This window comes from Streptococcus cristatus, from assembly GCF_003943465.1.
GTDB classification, from domain to species: domain Bacteria; phylum Bacillota; class Bacilli; order Lactobacillales; family Streptococcaceae; genus Streptococcus; species Streptococcus cristatus_C.
On sequence record NZ_RJPR01000001.1, the window covers coordinates 264,322 to 280,910 of the forward strand.

Sequence of the window (16,589 nt, forward strand, 5' to 3'; positions counted from 1 at the left end):
CTATTCGCACAAAATGAGAAAAAATAAAAAAAGAATGAAGAAATTTTCTCCATTCTTTGACTTTTATCCTACCTAGCCCGCACTTTAATTTTGCAAATACGGTGTTTTTCAGTAGCATTTTGCTTGCGGTAGCCTGGACGATACTTGCTCTTGGGGATCTTGCGTTCATTTTCTAACAAAAGCAGGGAGTGGTATTGCTGAATATCTTCATTGCACTCCTCACACCAACGTTGATCGGCCGGATCCCAGAAAATCGTCATAAGATCACTGCGGCTTTTATAAAGTGGCGATGCTTCCGACATCTCTAACCAGCGGTGCTTATAGTATTTGAGGGCGGTGTAATAATCATCGAAATACCTTTTTTCAATGATATCATCCTCCCAACCATCTAAAAACCACCAGGGCTCATAATCGCCATACATTTCTATTACGCTGTACATACCTGTCCCCTTTTGTATCCTATATTATATATAAAATTCTTTGATATTGAAACTATTTTGCTCGTCGGCTCTATAATAGTTCGTTTTTCATCAAAGAAAAGCAAAGAAACAAAAGGAAGTGTCCTTTTCTGTGCTTATTTCCAATTCAGATGCACATGCTCTTTCATTTCCTTATAGGCCGTATCAATCCGATCTTTGGTCGCCTGATCCAGCTGATTGCGATATTTTCCACCCTCGATGAAGTCTTCTAAGATAAGGGTTTGATAAGTGTAAAGCGGATAACCCTCTGGTGAGTAAGTTCCTTTTTCCACACGGCTGACCCAGCTTGGATGCGCCTGAGCTGTTTTGATAATGGTCCCCTTGTACGTCTTTTCAATGGTCACATCCATCAAAACACCACGCTCGGTCCACTCAGCCGTATCCACACCAGCCATGGTTTCAATCCGCTGATTAGAGATAAAATTCCCCATAGAGTAAATAATTAGCTTCTTCTGACCATCTTTCTCAAGAATTTCTGAAGGCTGCACTACATGCGGATGCCCACCAAAAATGATGTCCGCTCCCCAGTCCACCATCTTATGATAAAGCTCAACCTGCTCCTCATTTGGCTCCAGCTGGTATTCGATCCCTGTCTGCGGCATGACTACTGTAATGTCCGCTTCTTTCTCCGCCTGTTCAATCTCCGCCTTCATCTTCTCCTCATCAAAGGTCGATAGGTGGTGATCAATCTCCTTCTGACTGAGATTGGACTCCAAGCCATTAAAACCATAGGAGTAGGCCAGAATAGCAATCTTGATACCTTTTACCTCTTTGATCAGAATGGGCGATTTATCCCTATTTTTGTGAGTATAGATACCGACTGGGCTAATTCCGTGATCTTCAAAGGCTTTGGCAGTCGTAAAGACTCCCTCAAGCCCTGAGTCCAGGATATGATTATGGGCCAGATCCACCACTTGGTAGCCAGCATCTTTGATGGCGGGGACAACAGCCTCCGGAGCGTTGAAAAGCGGATAGCCTGCCAAAGGATAGTCTGAGCGAATGGTCCCTTCAAAATCCCCCAAGACCAAATCTCCTTGATAAAGCCAGTCCTTAACATAGGTAAAATTTTCCGAAAAATCATAGCTACCATCAGCCTTTTGGGCACTCATATAAAGCCCATCGTGGTACAAAAGGTCGCCATTAGCCATAATGCGCACCGTTTTCGAGTCTTTCTTCTTTCCTGCTACTGAGGAGGATTTGGAAGCATCTTTAGCAACATTCCTACCGCTTCCCTTAGGCAACCCCATGATACTTTGGAAGAATAAAATGACAGTCGCTGATACAAATACCGCTCCCAGCAGGGCAAGGATAAAGGCACGGTTGCTTAATGCTGCTTGTCGCTTGGTTTCAGATCTTTTCTCCATTTTGCCAACCTCCGTATTACTTATATTTTATCATAAATTATCCTCCTAAGGGAATAAAAAAAGAGTCTGGGACAAAAGTCCTAGCCTCTCAATTGTCTTTGGGTTGTCGAGCAAGACGCAGTGGTTGAGTGGGCTCTACTACGCTGATTTCATCAGCTTTTACAGCCCTACTCAACTGTGCGGAGGTGGGACGACGAACTCGCATTCTAAGCAATTACCGATTTCTGTCCCACTCTCTAAATATCAGGCCGAGCTCAACATCAAGGACTGCAAATACCAGCGGTAAGCCACCCTATAATGATAGGTATTAAAAAACTTCAGCTCCCCAATATCATAGCGCATCAGATAGTAAATCAGATAGCGCAGATGCAGGCTTTCCCACTCCATGCTAGCCTTTTGACAATGAGCATACTCAGCCTCAAGCTCCCCATAGTAATCGCTGAATTGATTATAAATTTCTTGAATCTCCATTATAACTCCAATCTTTTTGCTTTAACACTAGTTTAACGCAAAAAGAAGAGGTTTTGGGACAAGAATCCTATCCTGTCTCATTTCAGAGCTAAAAGGTAAGGTTAGTCACTAGAAAATGACATTTCAGGGAATATTTTTGACATTTGGGAGTTGGGGGAGTAACCTTTTGGATAATCATTTACGATTAAATCCTTTACTATGTTGAAATTTAGAAGTAGCTAATATTTTAGGGGCGATAATGAAATACAATCGCTCTATCTCATAACTTGAAATAGGAATGACTTATTAGACAACCTAACCTGTCACTCTACTTTTTTACTTCATAACCATTTGGGTTTAGTCTTTGCCATCTCCATAAGTCCCGTACCATATCCTGTAGATTTTTTTCGGCTTTCCATCCTAAGACAAGATATGCCTTATTAGGATCTGCATAACAAGTAGCCACATCTCCAGGACGACGTTCCTTGATTACATAAGGAATCTTGACTCCATTTTCACATTCAAAAGCCTTAACCATATCCAAAACGCTATAGCCAGTCCCAGTTCCAAGGTTGAAAACAGCTGTTCCCTTATGTTCTAAATTATGCTTCACAGCTAAAACATGACCTTTTGCTAAATCTAACACATGAATATAGTTTCGCACACCTGTATCTAAAATTTTTGTCGTAAGTTTATCCCTTCATAATAACAATCTCACTTCAATTTTGATAATGCAGTCCTCAAATATTGCCCTTGCCGAAGTTTACTACCAATTTGTTTAGCATTTTCTAACATTTCTTTGTATTGCTCTCCTGACAAGGTATCAAAATTTTCTTTTAAATCAGAAAGAGAAGAAACAGCTAGACCACACTGTTTATCTATCACAAAATGAGCCAGAGCTGACTCTTCCCAAACAACTACAGGGAAGCCTGCCGCCAAGTACAGCGAAGCCTTGTGTGAGTTGTTGAAACGCAGGTAATTTCCGTAAGAACCTTGGCAGGTCTCAGAGCTATCCCCATCCCACACCAAACCAAAACTACCTTCAAGGGCAGCTGGAAGGTCATCTGGCATAAAGGAGCCAAAGTAAGTGGTGTTTTCTAGAGCGCGACTTTCATCGTAGCCAACTCCATACAAGTTGTAGGCTGGTTGATCAGGCAAGTTATAAAGATAGCCTGATTTTGTTGGGATCAAGTTCCCAGCTACGATAATAGGCTGGTCTTTTTGAGGAGCAGTTTTTTCCTCAAAGTTAGGAATCAGATAGTCAAAAATTTCCAGACTAACCATTTTATCTACTGGCACTCCTTGATCTGCCAAAACTTTTTTCATGATGTCGTTATGAACGACAAGACCATCCACAGCCATCAAGGCTTTCTTTTCTTGAAAATAGTTTCTCAATTTATGTCTAAATTTCACTTCCGAACCCGCTGCATGGCGTAGAGTTTCGATATCGTGAATGAGAAGGTAAAATTTGGCTCCTCTTTTTTGTGCCTGCTTGATGAGTTGCGAAATAAAGAATGTATGATGGATAATCGGGAACTGAATCACTAATTCATCTCCAGAATTCAACTGCTCAAACACAGATTTTAGCATATTATATTTGTATTGTTGAGCCTTAAAGAAATTCATCTTAAACCAATTCTCGACTTTTAATTCCAGTCCTTCATAGCCTTCTGAAATCAAAATAGCTTCCACATCATTCCGAGCCTTACTCCCTGCATTCTTTTCTTGACTATTATTCAAAAACGAATCCTTCAGATAATATTTCACCTTTTCTCCCCCTTTACTTGCGATTTTACCAAACACTCCCAAATTCTTCTTCTACCACATTAAGCACCCGTTCAATAACGACATGCATATCGTAATACTTATAATCTGCTAAGCGTCCACAGAAGATAACCTTATCATTCTTTGAAGCCTCCTCTTGGTACTCAGCAAACATAGTATTATTTTTCTCATCGTTGATCGGATAGTAGGGTTCGTCCCCACGCTTCCAGTCGGCTGGATATTCACGCGTGATAACGGTCTTTGGCTGCGTGCCATACTCGAAATGCTTGTGTTCGATAATACGAGTATAGGGAATCTCACGCTCTGTATAGTTCACTACAGCATTCCCTTGATAATTTTCCTCGTCCAAGGTTTCATGCTCAAAACGAAGGCTACGGTATTCTAACTCTCCGTGCTGGTAGTCAAAATACTGGTCGATCATTCCTGTGAAGACAACTTTATTAGCAGATGCTTCCAACTCTTCACGGTGAGCAAAGAAATCTACTCCAAGTTCAACTTCTACATCTTTCAGCATATTTTCGATGATGACATTGTAACCACCAATAGGAATTCCTTGGTAACGGTCGTTAAAATAGTTATTATCAAAGGTTAAACGAACTGGAAGGCGTTTGATGATAAATGGTGGAAGGTCTGTCGCAGAACGTCCCCATTGTTTTTCAGTATAACCCTTGATCAATTTTTCATAGATATCCGGACCAATCAACTTGATAGCTTGTTCTTCCAGATTTTTCGGCTCAACATCCTTCATATCAGCTGTCTGCTCAGCAATTTTATCTTTCACTTCGTGTGGAGTTTTTGTCCCCCACATAGCATAGAAAGTATTCATATTGAAAGGAAGATTATAAAGACTTCCTTTATAGTTTGCGACAGGTGAGTTGATATAGTTGTTAAACTCAGCAAATTGATTAACATAGTCCCAAACTTTTTTATTAGAAGTATGGAAGATATGGGCACCATATTTATGGACATTGATACCTTCTACATTTTCACAGTAGATNTTCCCTCCAATGTGATCGCGTTTATCAATCACTTTTACTTTTTTTCCACGTTTTTTAGCTTCGTGAGCAAAAATAGCTCCAGACAAACCAGCTCCGACGATAAGATAATCGTACATAGTGTTCTCCTTTTTATAATTTGACGATTCGATTGAAGTAAGGAATCTTCATTAACATTCCAACAATAATAAAACTAACACTTAAAGTAAATAGAGCAAAAAGTAAATATGATCCTACGAAACTAAAACCAAATAGTTTTTCCCATACCTTCATAATATATGTGTGTATTATAAAAACTCCCATAGTTTGATTAGAAAGGGAAACAATACATCCGCTCCATTTTTCATTTAAAGTAAGCGTGAGTNTAGTTAGAAAAATTCCCAAGCTTACAACTTTTACAAATAAAATATCATAAAAATATTCAGCAAAAAGATTATGATAAGTGGTNTTCGCTATGAAAAATAATATTATAGGTGAAATTAATAATAAGAATACTGAAACTACTTTCAGCCATCTATTAAACCTATTTTTGATAATATCTTTATCAAATTGAGCTATAAAACCACCTAAAAGATAATAGAAAAACCATGTCCATAATCTAAAGGTTTGTATAACATATGATTGAATTGGCATTTGAAGTACAATATTGACCAACTCAAAAATAAAACCTATAACTACCAATAGAGATAGAATATAAAAATATCTTCTTTTTGAATTAAGAATTTTTTTCAAAACAGGTAGACATAAATAAATAAGTATAAGCGAACCAAAAAACCAAAACTGAAAGAAATAACCTTTTTGCACCAATGAGCCTATAATTTTTTTAACTGGATTAACTGTAAAATCCCGTTTAAAAAACCAAACGATAAGAGTCCATGACAACACTGTTATTAGAATCCATTTTACTTTCTGCAGTATGTAGGGGTATGTTATTTCTCTCTTTCCCAACAATAAATAACCATTAACCATAAAAAATAAAGGGATAGAATAGGTTCCTAAATAGTATAAATATGTCGAAAAATTCCATGAACCTGTCTCTTTAAATCCACCCATCGCTGTATGGAGTAGAACAACCCCAACACATGCAAGTACTTTTAGTAGATCTAAGTTAATATTTCGATATTTGCGCATTCTAATTTTTCCTAATTATTTGTTTTAATTCTTTCACATCTACCACTTTTAGAGATAGAATCGCAAAAAGGTAAATGATTCCACCAAGTACAGCAAATGCTAGAACATTTATAGTTGGCGAAAAATGTATAAATGTTTTTGAACCTAGCAAAATGCCATACATAATAGCTGATGCTAGGACAATTTTTGTCATAGATCCAATAATAGGAACTTCTTTGAGATATACGCGGGTAAAAAACAATTGAATTCCCCATACAAGAGCTTCTGTTAACACTGAGACAATTGCTGCCCCTATATACCCAAGCTTAGGGAGAAATAACAAATTCAAACCAACACTGAGAATCGCAGGCACAGTTGTTGAAACCATAAATTCCTTATTTTTATTGTGTGGGATCAAAATTTGAATTCCCATAATATTGGTCCAACCGATAAAGAACATGCGGAAAATCATAATAGAAATTGCATAACGTGCATCTTGAAAGTCCTTCCCAAGGAAAAATTGAACAAAATCATTATTAACAATTAAGATTCCAGCTATAATTGGAAAAATAACTAAATTATAGATCAAGAAAGCTAACTCATGCATCTTATTCACAGCTTTATGATCACTCTTTGATAATAGATTGGATACTCGTGGCAGCATGACACTCCCCAATGAAGTTACTAAGGTCAATAAAATATTCACAAATTTCAAAGCCTGATCATAAATTCCCACATCTCTTGTAGAAGCTAGCGCCCCTAACATCGTACGATCTAAAGTCACATAAAGCGAGATAGCAATCTGTGGTAAGAATAGCAAGATAACTGGCTTCAGATGATGTCTAGCATACTCTATGTCAAAATGTGGTTTTCCAATAAACTCACGGGCTGGAAGCCACATACTTAACTGCCCCAACAATTCAAATGCTGTTAGCAGAAAAACATACAAGTATAGATCGCTCGCTGATTTCACAAACAAGAAAATGGCACTTACACCAACAAGCTTCACTGTGATATTTCTGGCCGTAATCTTACGAAAATCTTCTAACCCTTGAAACAGCCATGAAATATCGAGTCCTTTAGAAACCAAACTCAACCCCAATATATACGCTACTGGATTTTGCATTGTAGAGATTCCCATGCACAAGAGAATATATAAGAGAATCGATAATAATGCTGCACCAAGTTGTAGGGTGTATATACCCCAGAAATTTTTTTTGATTTCCTTTCGGTTACCTGAAATTTCCTTAGTCCCATAGTTAGCAACCCCTAAAGTCGCTAACAAGATGAAATAGGTAACAATAGAATTAAAATAGCCATATAGTCCCAAATCATTTGAAGAAAAGATTCTCGTTACATATGGGGTCGTAATGATTGGAAGAATAATAACTAATAATTGATACGATAAGTTATAAGCATAATTTTTTAAGACTTTCATTTGACTCCTTAAACTACTAAAAATTATTTACTAGTCTCATTTTGGCTCCATAAATGTCATAAGCTTATCTACTGCCTTTTCAAGTGAGAAATGTTTTAAATCCTCACTTCCTTTACGAGCAAGTGAAAAACGAAGCCCTTGATCCTCAATAAGTCTAATGATATTTTCCGCAAGCGCTTGACTATCATTCACTGGTGATAATAAAGCATTTTGATTATTAGCATACTCAAAAACACCCTTATAGGCTGTTGAAGCTAGTGCACAGCCACAGGCCATACTCTCAGCTCCGGTTAAACCAAACCCCTCATTGATGCTCGCACAAACAAAAATGGCTGCTTGGTTATAGAGTTCTCTTAACTGCAGAGCTGTTTGATTTTGATGATAGCTAATCCATTCTTTATCAATATCCTCTCGCTTATCGCATGCACCAAACAATGTAAGATGCAGACTAGGATACTTCTGATGAACTAATTCTAAAGCTTCTAATGCTATCGGAATTCCCTTGTGTTCCCCATAATGATAGAGCATAGCGATTTCCAGCGCATTTCTTTCTTCGATGGGCTTAACTACAGAAAAAGCATTGGTATCAATCGGATTCTTAAGGAGATTCACTCCTGGATCATAGGGGTAAACCAAATCATAGAGCCACTGGGAGACAACAATATTGGCCATCCCCATTTGGTAGGTCTGATAGACCTCCTCATCCGAAAAGAACCAATTCTCAAAATCTTGAATCAGGTAATACTTGCGCCCACACCGTTTCGGTAAGTCATGGACGATTGTTGCTGTATTGACAGCTGTCGCAAAAACCACATCTGCATCTGGAAAGTGGGTCTCATTGCGATAAGGGGTCGCGATTTTTTTGACCCGTTTATCGAGAGGAAACCACTTGGGATAAAAATGTTTATAGATATGGGACAAGTAATACTTGATGGTATAATTCTTAATTCTTGTAAACTTTTGATTGGTAAAGCAAACAAGAGAGACTTCATGCCCTTTATCGACCAGTCGATTGGCATATTCAAAGACGACTTTAAAGCCACCAACCGGAACATCCGGTAAAGATGGCAAGCAAAAAGTAATTTTCATTGATTTCTCCTATTGTAGGCTACTTGATTCTATTTTGGTTCCTACTCGTGCAGCCATGACTCCCCATACCATATAGAACAAGAAAAGGGTGATATTATTTGCGAAAAAGTCAAAGAAGAACATTTCAATCAAGGTCATCAGTAAAAACAAAAACAAAAATTTACCGAATGGATTTTTTATATCTACTGAAATGAGATACTTTATCAAACCAATTACCAGTAAAATAAAGCCAAGTATCCCAGCTTCAATTAAGTAGGTTGTTAACATAGAATCAGTTGTCTGAAAACCCGCAAAGAAAGAATACTTCGGCAAGAAATCAAAAGTTGTAGAAGCATATCCACCCCCAAGTAAAGCTTTCAATGGATGCTCAACCATATAAGGATACACATTTTGTAATGTTCCCAATCGTTGGCCTAATGATCCATCTGAAAATCCCATTGTAAAAATCCGACTAAATCGTGTCGAAACCAAAGTTGCTAATTTTTCAACTATCCCCATTATATATAAGACTATAACAGCGCTAGGTAATCCAATAACCCAAGTTATCTTCGCCTTCGTAGAAAAAAATAGATAATAAATCATCATGATGAAAACAAATGTAATCCAAGCCATACGAGATTGACTAACAACTAAAGCAAATAAAATAGTTCCTCTATAAGTATAATCAAATAAGTTGTTCCTACTTGGAAAAATCAGTGATAAAAGCCAACCAACTAATAAGACATAGGAAAAATAAGTGTAGTGAGTGAAAAAAGAGCTGGGATAGTATGCTACATAAGAATATTCATTCATCCGTTTAATCCACTCTGCTGCACCTGTAGAAATAAAACTAAAAATAGGATTATATCTCACATACCATTCATATATTCCAAAAAGAGCAAAAAACATGATAAAAGATTTTAAGCACTGAATAAAAAATAATCTTGATTTATCACCAAATACTGTTAATAAACTAGTAACTCCAAAAGCTATACTTGGTAGCATGATATAGCGAATTAATAGATTATTAAAACTCGCAGACGTACGAAAATAAATCGTACTAATCAAGATATAGTAGCTTACGAATAGCAATATATATCTACTATTTTTATTTATTTGAATTATAAATCTCTTTGAAAAAATTCTATGACTTAGCACCAAAAGAAAAATTGGTAAAATAAGGGTGAGATTTAGGTTACGATAATATGCAACTCCAATAATAATCCAAAGAGAAAATATCATATAGGTAATGAGTCTACTTCTTTGGGATAGTCTATTCATGTTTTCTCCATTCTTGGAACTATTTTAACGTTTTTATAATATTTTTAATTGATGGAATTCTTAAATAGTAGTAAAGAATATAGTAAAAATAATGTTGGACTTTTGATACTCGATTCAACTGCCTCAAAAAAGTGACCATTGATGGTTCAATTTTCGGAAATTTAAGCCGTTTCAAACCAAAAATATTTGTTTTCGTACCAAAACCAATCGTATTGTTTTCATGAATACGATATCTTATTAATTTTTCATTTAAAAAACATACTTTTCCAATTTTTGAAGCAATTAATAATAATTGATGATCGTGATACAAGGTTCTATTATTAATTTTCAAATACAGTTCTCGAGTCTTCTTCGAAATACAATATGTGGCACCTTGGACAACATTCCCCAACATAAGATAATCAAATGATAGATCAATAATTCTATCATTCTTTTTCTCTAATTCTGTGAAAAAACGATTGGGAACTAACTGTTCCGTAGTTTTTAATTCACTTCCGTTTTTATCGATTAGGCTAAAATTTGTACAAACAGCTTCACACTTGTACTCCTTCATAACTTCCATTGTTTTTTCAACTTTATCAAATTCCCAAACATCGTCTTGATCCGCTAAAAAAATGAAATCTCCAGTACAAGCTTCAATAGCATTATAAAAATTTTGAATATATCCTACATTTTCCTGATTCCGAATGAATTTCACCCGAGAATCTTCCACTTTTGATATAACACCAGCTGTATCATCGGTCGAACAATCATCGAAGATAATGACCTCATCAACTTCTACACTTTGATTTAAGATAGACCGTAGCTGAGTAGCTACATAATCTGCACCATTATAGGTTGTCATTGCGACAGAAATCATTTTATGAGCTCCTTCATAATTTTTTTATAATAAGTCCCATCTTTTATCGTTTCAGATTCATCAAATTTATAGGTCAATTTATGGAAAGGTGTTGTCAATAATAGATTATCCCACCACGTTTGGTTAAAATCTTCAAACAAATTAAGTAAAAGAATATGTGGCAAAGTATTGGAAGCTGGGAAAACTTCTTTCCACTTTTCAGGATAGGTTTCAATTGCCAATTGAAACATTAAATGGAAAATGAAATAGTCTTTCATATAATCATATTTTTCCCAATATTTATACAATAAATATTTTGTTAATTCCAATAATTCATTGTGAGTTTCAGATGTGATAAACCAACTAGAAATTTGCATCACATGGCCATCGATTGGCTTTAAACCTTGAAACACAAATAAATCGGAATCTAACATATAACTTGGAATCTTTGGAGAAGTACAATAAACTGTAGAGTCAATCCAAGTCCCGCCATGTCGAGTTAATAATTCCAACCTCAGTAAGTCCGAAAAGTGTGTCGGACTAATAATTCCTTTGGCAAATTTATTCATAACATGCTCAGGAAATTCAACATATTGCGAATAATTTTCCTCCGTGATCAGAACAATATCCCTGTCAGGAAGATTATCTTGGATAGATACAACGCACCTTTGAACAAGTTCAGGTGCATTTTCTAATCCTTGCATCCAACAAATCCACACCTTATTACTTTTCTTTTTATCAAATGATTTCTGTGAAGAAAGAAATTCTTTAATTGCAGGTGCATTTTCTTTTCTCAATTTTTTCATGAGCTTATAACGTACGATTAAACGAATTAACTCAAGCCCTTTTCTATCCTGCCCTAAGAAAAGCGTTCCCATCATTAAAGGCAAAAATGTCCCATTTTTTAAGGATGTTAGCAACACTTCTTTTTTATTTATCTTCTTTTTCATCATCTCTCAAATATTTCTTATACAATTTACTAAATAAAATCACTGTTCGACTAATTGTTTTCGCAGACTTACCCCAACGAATTTCCTCTGACAAAACCATTCTGACAGCATATAAACCGCCACATTGAATAATATTTTCGACTTTATCTAGAAGAGCTTGTTCAGACTCTGTCAATGCTTGTTTTCTTAATAAACAGATAGTTACTATACTCTGTTTATATGTCAGTGCATGATCTTTTGCCAAATCATTTACTTTTGACAATCTTTTCAAAATTCGGCTCATTTTGAAATTGTACTCATGTTTGCTAGTAACATTACTTCCATAACGTCTGTAACCCATTACTGTTTCAGGATAAAAATAAACATTCCCCTTTAGAGCAGCTACTTTAGTTATAAAATTATCATGTGATAAAAAGACTAATTCAGCTGCATCATTTGCAATTTTTGGGAGAATTGAAAACAAATCATAGTTAAAGAAAGTGTTACAACCATAAACTTTGTGCGCCATATAAGCAGTAATTGGATTAGTATAACTAATCCCCATCAAATGATTCATACTTGGAGACGTTTCTTCTCCTTTTCCATCAATAATCCTCATATCGGCATAAATCATTGTTGGTCCTTGAGTATGAACTTCATGATAAAAATTTTGTAAAAGTTCTAGTTTATCTCTATCCCAGATATCATCTTGATCGGCGAACATATAGAAATCGTAAACTTTTTCTTGCGCTCGCACAACATTGATTAGACCAAAGAAATTGTAATAAGCCCCATGGAAATCCGAGTCGTTTTGAATTAATTGGATACGTCTATCTCTAGCAATATATTCTTTAACAATATCAACAGTCTGATCTAACGAATTATCATCACGTATAATCAGTTCCCAATCTGTTATAGTTTGATTTATAATACTATCTAACTGCTCACGAAGATATTTTTCACCATTATAGGTCGCCATCATGATTAGTATCTTACTTGTTTGCACTAGTGGACTCCTTTAAAATTCTATAAGTATTCCCAAATCCAAGCTTAGCATCAAATAACCCCTTCCATCCTAGACTTTCGATCTTATCACTCCTAAGACTTGCATTCTGCATGGGATTAGCCTGCTTAAGATCTTGGTTGTCGGGAACATCCATGATGAGTTTCACATTGCTAACTTGAGAAATAATTTCAGCCATCTGTTTTATAGTAATGATTGAATTTGGATTAGAAATATTATAAACCTGTCCTGACTCACCTGAGAGAAGAACACTTAAAATAGCACTAGCACAATCCAAACTATAACAATAGGATCTTAACTGACTCCCTGTACTCTTCATAACAATATCACGACCAGCAACGACCTCATTCATAAAAAATGAAGAAACACGGTTATCTGTTACTTTAGCACTTGGCCCATAAATATGCCCTGGACGTACAATGGTAATGTTCAAAGCATATTCCGAAACAAAGCTTGTACAAAGAGTTTCTGTCGCTCGCTTAGAACTAGCATAAGAAGAACGAACATTGAGATGGTCAACTAGCCCAATATAGTTTTCCTCTAAAGGTTGATTACTCGAACTTAGTCCATAAACTTCACTGGATGATACATAAAGCACCTTAGAAACTCCAACATTCTTAGCATAAGACAAAAGGTTGTACATTCCTAAAAAATTACTAGTCATGGTTTCTACTGGCTGATTGATATACAACTCTGGACTTGCTGGACTTGCTGCATGAATAATAAAATCAATATCAAAATTAAAATCTGGAACTACTGCTGCATCATAAGCTACAAATTTTAAGAAGCTTGTTTCTGAACCAAATCGCTCCTTTAAATAGCTAAGATTACGACCACAACAGTATATTTTAATATTAAAATTTCTTAGATCGTTTAGAAGTAATAACTGATCCACAATAGAAGAGCCGATTAAGCCTGACCCACCTGTTATTAGGATTGATTTTTCTTTCAGTTCAGCAACATTAACGATTGCTGACAATGACTCTTTAACATCCCTTTTATAAAGATTATTTGATAATAGTACCATGATTATTTAATCCAATTATCACGTGTTGAACTTAATAAGGATTTAAAAATATCTAAATCTTCAACAGTTGTAATCTTAAGGTTTTTCTCAGATCCAAGTGAGAAGTAGCTCTTCTTACCAAATAATTGCATCAATTGACAAGAAGCTGCGACATCTGTAATCCCTTTTTCTAAAGCTTTGTTATGCAGTTCCATAATAGCATCAAGTTGATAGACATGGGGTGTCTGTGTACGAAGCAACAAATCACGATTCAAAGCTTCAATAGAGGCTCTTGAATGTGGCTTATCTAAAACAAAAACAACTTCTGTTGTAGGAATAGCAGCCACTGCATTCCCAAATTGTTGGTAAGTAGCTAAAGCATCACTAATAATTTCATTACTCACTAAAGGACGATTACCATCATGGATTAATACAGTGACCTCTTCATTTGGGTGTGCTTCCTTAACGGCTTTCAAACCATTATAAATAGACTCTTGGCCTGAAGAACCACCAAGAGTAATCATCTTTAATTTTGTAATACCAAACTGTTCAGCATAAGCCTTCACCATTTGCTCCCAGCCTTTTAAAATTACTATACAAATTTCATCAATTTCTGGGTGATTCTGAAATTTTTCAAGAGTGTAGATAATAATTGGTTTATTTTCAACATGAATAAATTGTTTTGGAATGTCTTGACCTACACGGCTACCAATTCCCGATGCTGTTAAAATTGCAATCTTCATTTATTCTCCTTCATATTTGAGTTCTAAGAACAAATGTTGTTCTCTCTTATCTTCAGAAGGAACAACCATATAATCTTTCCCATAAAACATTTCTAAATATTCTTCTGACCAAATAGGAATATTAACCATTTCTGTCTCGAATGGAACTTTTTTATATACATTCATGTTTTCTCGTAAGTATGTCTCTCGTCTAAAATGTTTGCGTCCTGTCGGTATTGAAACATATTTAGTATTCGAATCTTTACAACTTGAGTTACATTTATCCAACCAACTTAACCACTTTCTAATAGGAATAATTCCAAAGAACCAGCCTACCATTAATTTACCTGCTGAATAATTAAGTTTTCTTCCTTCGAGTCGAAACATTTCTTTCATTAACGCATGATTTTTTGTCTCACGAACTGAAGCTAAGGCAAAGGTCAAAAACATGCTTGTATATCCCTGTAAAAAGCGTTTTACCGGGTTGTCAAAGACATTTTCTACAATATACAAATCTATTGAGATTCCACACTCATTCGCAGCATAATCATACTTTCTGCGAGCCACTGTGCCCCTCTTACGAATTTGAGAAACATGTAAGCCAAGTTCAGGGTGACTATTCGGGGATTGAAGATAATAATGATCACTGAAATCTTTGCAGGTGTTACAAAGGGAAACAAGATTATCGTAGCTTTCGCGAGGAATATTGATATCCACATCATCATCCCATGGAATAAACCCCTTATGTCTAACTGCACCTAAAATACTCCCACCACTCAAGGAGTAATGGATTCCATGCTTATCAAAAAATTGAAAGATATCTGAGATCATTTTAAGCAACTCAGACTGATATTTTTTCAAACCTTCATCATCAAGAAAAATAATATCTGATTTGTCATATTTTAATTTGGCTGACACTAATTCTCCTCCTTGATCACTTCCTCATAATCCGACACAATCTTTTCCCACGTAAATGCATCTGCAATTCGTTGACTAGACTTTTCATCTAATTCCGAAATAGCACCTTCATCAAATCGTTCCACTTCTTCGATTACATGTGCTAGCTCATCTTTTTTCCAATAAATAGCTCCATCCTCACCGACTTCACGATTAAAACCAACATCTAGCAACAAATTAAGTTTTGTTGATGCAAGAGCTTCTAAAAGCGATGGGTTTGTCCCACCAACTTCATGGCCATGGAAGTAAGCAAAAGCATTCTCTCGTATGTACTTGAGCAATTCTTGGTCATAGACAGTCCCAACAAATTTGACCCTTGGATCTTTGTCGAAACCTGTATCCTTGAGCAACTGATCGTAAAACTTATTTTGTTCCACATTTGTAATGAGAACAAAGTCTTTTTTAGAATTAGACTTCATAAATTCACGAATCATAGTTTCATAGTTGTTTTCGGGAACGAATCGTCCCACAACTAGATAATATTCGTTTTCAGCAACGCCTTTTTCCCGATACCAATTACGAACTTTTTCGTCTTCAGATTTTAATACAGACTTACCTGTATCTGTTCCGTAGGCAATGTAAGTCGTCTTTGGTTGATACTGTTTATAGTCTTCTTGGATATATTTTTCGATATTTTTACTATCGCAAACTAATAAGTCAGCATGTTTGACCATGAGTTGCTCTGAGTATTTCCAATACTTACGGACAGGTAAACTCCATTTCGCTCGGAGCCACTCATGCCCATCAGGATTGACAAATAAACTGCCTCCGATAGCTTTGATTTTTTTCTTGAGTCCAGCGATAAAAGGACCAATACGACAAGCTAAAATATAGAAAATAGGAGCTTCATCCTTATTTGCTTTAGCGATTTCAATCGCTCTATTTACAGCAGCGATATCATAAGCAATGGCTCTGGCTGGACCAATATTAGGTACATCAATATTAAAACAAATTGCCCCATTATGCTCAAACTGGTCATCTGTGATGCCAGACTTAGCCGAATTTTCGCGCATGCAGGCTACATAGTACTGTATATTCCTATCTTGCTGGTATTCTGTTAATTTTTCAACAAAGGTTTCAAAGCCTCCATACTTGGCAGGGATTCCTTTTGAGCCTATGATATAAACGGACTTCTTCATCTTT

The 16,589-nt window shown here is 35.9% G+C and carries 16 protein-coding genes and 1 pseudogene; all 17 read right to left on the reverse strand.

Annotated features, from left to right (window positions below):
• Positions 1-68: 68 nt before the first annotated feature.
• The 17 genes and pseudogenes from D8793_RS01390 to cps2T all read right to left on the reverse strand — a co-directional run bounded on the left by D8793_RS01390 (position 69) and on the right by cps2T (position 16,585).
• Positions 69-440, reverse strand: coding sequence for a DUF1033 family protein (locus D8793_RS01390; RefSeq protein ID WP_125370855.1), 372 nt, complete (start codon positions 438-440; stop codon positions 69-71).
• Positions 441-574: 134 nt separating this feature from the next.
• On the reverse strand, positions 575-1,843 hold the full coding sequence (locus D8793_RS01395; protein WP_125370854.1) for a CapA family protein: 1,269 nt from the start codon (positions 1,841-1,843) through the stop codon (positions 575-577).
• A 243-nt stretch (positions 1,844-2,086) separates the two neighbouring features.
• Entirely contained in the window at positions 2,087-2,314 is a 228-nt protein-coding gene (gene comW, locus D8793_RS01400) for a sigma(X)-activator ComW (RefSeq protein ID WP_125370853.1), read from the reverse strand.
• 307 nt (positions 2,315-2,621) lie between these two features.
• Positions 2,622-2,963, reverse strand: a pseudogene (locus D8793_RS01405) (GDP-mannose 4,6-dehydratase); the annotation flags it as partial.
• 44 nt (positions 2,964-3,007) lie between these two features.
• On the reverse strand, positions 3,008-4,060 hold the full coding sequence (locus tag D8793_RS01410; RefSeq protein ID WP_125370852.1) for a glycosyltransferase: 1,053 nt from the start codon (positions 4,058-4,060) through the stop codon (positions 3,008-3,010).
• 25 nt (positions 4,061-4,085) lie between these two features.
• Entirely contained in the window at positions 4,086-5,192 is a 1,107-nt protein-coding gene (gene glf / locus D8793_RS01415; RefSeq protein ID WP_125386844.1) for a UDP-galactopyranose mutase, read from the reverse strand.
• Positions 5,193-5,205: 13 nt separating this feature from the next.
• Complete coding sequence (locus D8793_RS01420) at positions 5,206-6,204, reverse strand: acyltransferase (RefSeq protein ID WP_125386846.1); 999 nt, start codon at positions 6,202-6,204, stop codon at positions 5,206-5,208.
• A gap of 1 nt (position 6,205) precedes the next feature.
• Complete coding sequence (locus D8793_RS01425) at positions 6,206-7,621, reverse strand: flippase (RefSeq protein ID WP_125370849.1); 1,416 nt, start codon at positions 7,619-7,621, stop codon at positions 6,206-6,208.
• A gap of 36 nt (positions 7,622-7,657) precedes the next feature.
• On the reverse strand, positions 7,658-8,710 hold the full coding sequence (locus D8793_RS01430) for a glycosyltransferase family 4 protein (RefSeq protein WP_125370848.1): 1,053 nt from the start codon (positions 8,708-8,710) through the stop codon (positions 7,658-7,660).
• Between the two features lie 9 nt (positions 8,711-8,719).
• A complete protein-coding gene (locus D8793_RS01435; RefSeq protein ID WP_125370847.1) occupies positions 8,720-9,970 on the reverse strand; it encodes an O-antigen ligase family protein in 1,251 nt (416 codons plus the stop codon).
• A 19-nt stretch (positions 9,971-9,989) separates the two neighbouring features.
• Entirely contained in the window at positions 9,990-10,829 is an 840-nt protein-coding gene (locus D8793_RS01440; protein WP_125370846.1) for a glycosyltransferase, read from the reverse strand.
• Positions 10,826-11,761: a capsular polysaccharide synthesis protein gene (locus D8793_RS01445; protein WP_125370845.1), complete on the reverse strand. Its 936-nt coding sequence runs from the start codon at positions 11,759-11,761 to the stop codon at positions 10,826-10,828. Before D8793_RS01445 ends, D8793_RS01440 begins: the two co-directional genes overlap by 4 nt.
• Entirely contained in the window at positions 11,739-12,743 is a 1,005-nt protein-coding gene (locus tag D8793_RS01450) for a glycosyltransferase family 2 protein (RefSeq protein WP_125370844.1), read from the reverse strand. The genes D8793_RS01445 and D8793_RS01450 overlap by 23 nt, the downstream gene beginning before the upstream one ends.
• Positions 12,730-13,788, reverse strand: coding sequence for an NAD-dependent epimerase/dehydratase family protein (locus tag D8793_RS01455; RefSeq protein ID WP_125383761.1), 1,059 nt, complete (start codon positions 13,786-13,788; stop codon positions 12,730-12,732). Before D8793_RS01455 ends, D8793_RS01450 begins: the two co-directional genes overlap by 14 nt.
• A gap of 2 nt (positions 13,789-13,790) precedes the next feature.
• The gene (locus D8793_RS01460) at positions 13,791-14,510 is read right to left on the reverse strand and encodes an IspD/TarI family cytidylyltransferase (protein WP_125370842.1); all 720 of its coding nucleotides are present in this window, start codon (positions 14,508-14,510) and stop codon (positions 13,791-13,793) included.
• Entirely contained in the window at positions 14,511-15,407 is an 897-nt protein-coding gene (locus tag D8793_RS01465; RefSeq protein WP_125370841.1) for a LicD family protein, read from the reverse strand.
• On the reverse strand, positions 15,407-16,585 hold the full coding sequence (cps2T, locus tag D8793_RS01470; protein ID WP_125370840.1) for a beta 1-4 rhamnosyltransferase Cps2T: 1,179 nt from the start codon (positions 16,583-16,585) through the stop codon (positions 15,407-15,409). The genes D8793_RS01465 and cps2T overlap by 1 nt, the downstream gene beginning before the upstream one ends.
• Positions 16,586-16,589: the final 4 nt, after the last annotated feature.